The sequence below is a fragment of the Nitritalea halalkaliphila LW7 genome (genome assembly GCF_000265075.1).
Taxonomy (GTDB): Bacteria; Bacteroidota; Bacteroidia; order Cytophagales; family Cyclobacteriaceae; genus Nitritalea; species Nitritalea halalkaliphila.
Map to the genome: position 1 here is coordinate 1 of NZ_AJYA01000123.1, position 1,676 is coordinate 1,676.

Genomic DNA, 1,676 nt, shown 5'->3' on the forward strand with positions numbered 1-1,676 from the left:
GCAATCGCCACCGGTGTATCCCGAACGCTTCATAATGGCCAGAATTCGCTAAGGTCTCTACCGTAACATCCACACCATTACTTTCACCGGACTATTCACATCGTCTGGGCTAGCAGCCTGCGCCATATTACTAATCACAGTGCCCATCGCCACATTCGCCGGTACCATCACCTCTAAGGTCAAGGTCACACTTGCGCCTGCGGCAAGTTCTCCTAAGCTCCAAACTACTTCTTCACCTACCAGACTTCCTCCCATAGAGGCCGACACAAAGTTCACTCCTGCTGGAATGCGGTCGCGTACCTCAACATTGCGCGCTGGTCCCGCTCCCGTATTCGTTAGCGTGAAGCTATAGGTCAAGTTGTTACCCGCAATCACGGTCATCGGAGCCGACTTCTCTAACATCAGCATCGCACGATTTCCGTTGTCCACTGGCGTCTCGTCTGGATCAGACTCTTTCGGTGTGTCTGGATCCGTAGGACTCTCTACCTTGCGATATTCGAGATAATCGTTCCATCTGCTAGGTTCGCATCCACGAGCACCACCAAGCTTAAGGTCACCGTCTCGCCCGCTGGGATAGTACCCACATTCCAAGTCACGATGCCATTCTCCAACATGCCGCCCATGTCTGCACTTACAAAGCTGGTGCCTACCGGAATCGGATCCGTTACCACTACCTCTTGTGCATCACTTGGTCCATTATTCGTCACCGTGATCGTGTACGCCAAGTTCTCACCTGCAATCGCCACCGGTGTATCCGAACGCTTCATAATGGCCAGATTTGCTAAGGTCTCTACCGTCACATCTACACCATTACTGTTCACTGGGCTGTCCATATCGTCTGGACTAGCGGCCTGCGCCATATTACTAATCACAGTGCCCATCGCCACATTCGCCGGTACCATCACTTCTAAGGTCAAGGTCACCGCTGCTCCTGGCAATAGCTCTGCTACATTCCATACCACTTCACCACCTTCGAGCATGCCGCCCATGTCTGCCGACACAAAGTTCACCTCAGCAGGGAGCATATCGCTCACGCGAATGTTTCGTGCTGGAGCTGTACCCTGATTCGATAAGGTAAAGGTGTACGTCAAATTATTACCCGCAATCACCGTCATCGGAGCTGACTTCTCTAACATCAGCATCGCACGACGATTATTATCCACTGGCGTCTCGTCTGGATCAGACTCCTTCGGTGTTTCTGGATCCGTAGGACTATTCACAATCGCGATATTCGAAATCACTGTACCGTCTGCCAAGTCTGCATCTACCAGCACCACTAAGCTTAAGGTCACTGTCTCGCCCGCTGGGAGGTACCCACATTCCAAGTCACAATGCCATTCTCCAACATGCCACCCATGTCCGCACTTACAAAAGTAGTTCCCATCGGAATCGGATCCGTTACTACTACCTCTTGTGCATCACTTGGACCATTATTCGTCACCGTAATCGTGTAGGCCAAGTTCTCGCCCGCTACCGCTCGCGCCGTAGTTGATTGCTTCATAATGGCAAGATTCGCTAAGGTCTCTACCGTAACATCTACACCATTACTGTTCACTGGCTGTCCATATCTCTGGACTAGCGGCCTGCGCCATATTACTAATCACAGTGCCCATCGCCACATTCGCCGGTACCATCACTTCTAAGGTCAAGGTCACCGCTGCTCCTGGCAATAGCTC

At 51.8% G+C, this 1,676-nt stretch carries 3 protein-coding genes; all 3 read right to left on the bottom strand.

The features are described 5' to 3' along the window. Window positions 1-57: 57 nt before the first annotated feature. Genes A3SI_RS19255 through A3SI_RS16745 form a run of 3 tightly spaced genes read right to left on the bottom strand, consistent with a single transcriptional unit; the run spans window position 58 to window position 1,555 of the window. Window positions 58-591, bottom strand: a complete 534-nt coding sequence (locus A3SI_RS19255; protein ID WP_238531835.1) for a DUF11 domain-containing protein — start codon at window positions 589-591, stop codon at window positions 58-60. Further along, on the bottom strand, window positions 483-1,292 hold the full coding sequence (locus A3SI_RS16740) for a DUF7507 domain-containing protein (protein WP_009057892.1): 810 nt from the start codon (window positions 1,290-1,292) through the stop codon (window positions 483-485). Before A3SI_RS16740 ends, A3SI_RS19255 begins: the two co-directional genes overlap by 109 nt. Further along, window positions 1,289-1,555, bottom strand: a complete 267-nt coding sequence (locus tag A3SI_RS16745) for a DUF11 domain-containing protein (RefSeq protein ID WP_009057894.1) — start codon at window positions 1,553-1,555, stop codon at window positions 1,289-1,291. Before A3SI_RS16745 ends, A3SI_RS16740 begins: the two co-directional genes overlap by 4 nt. Between the last annotated feature and the right edge of the window lie 121 nt (window positions 1,556-1,676).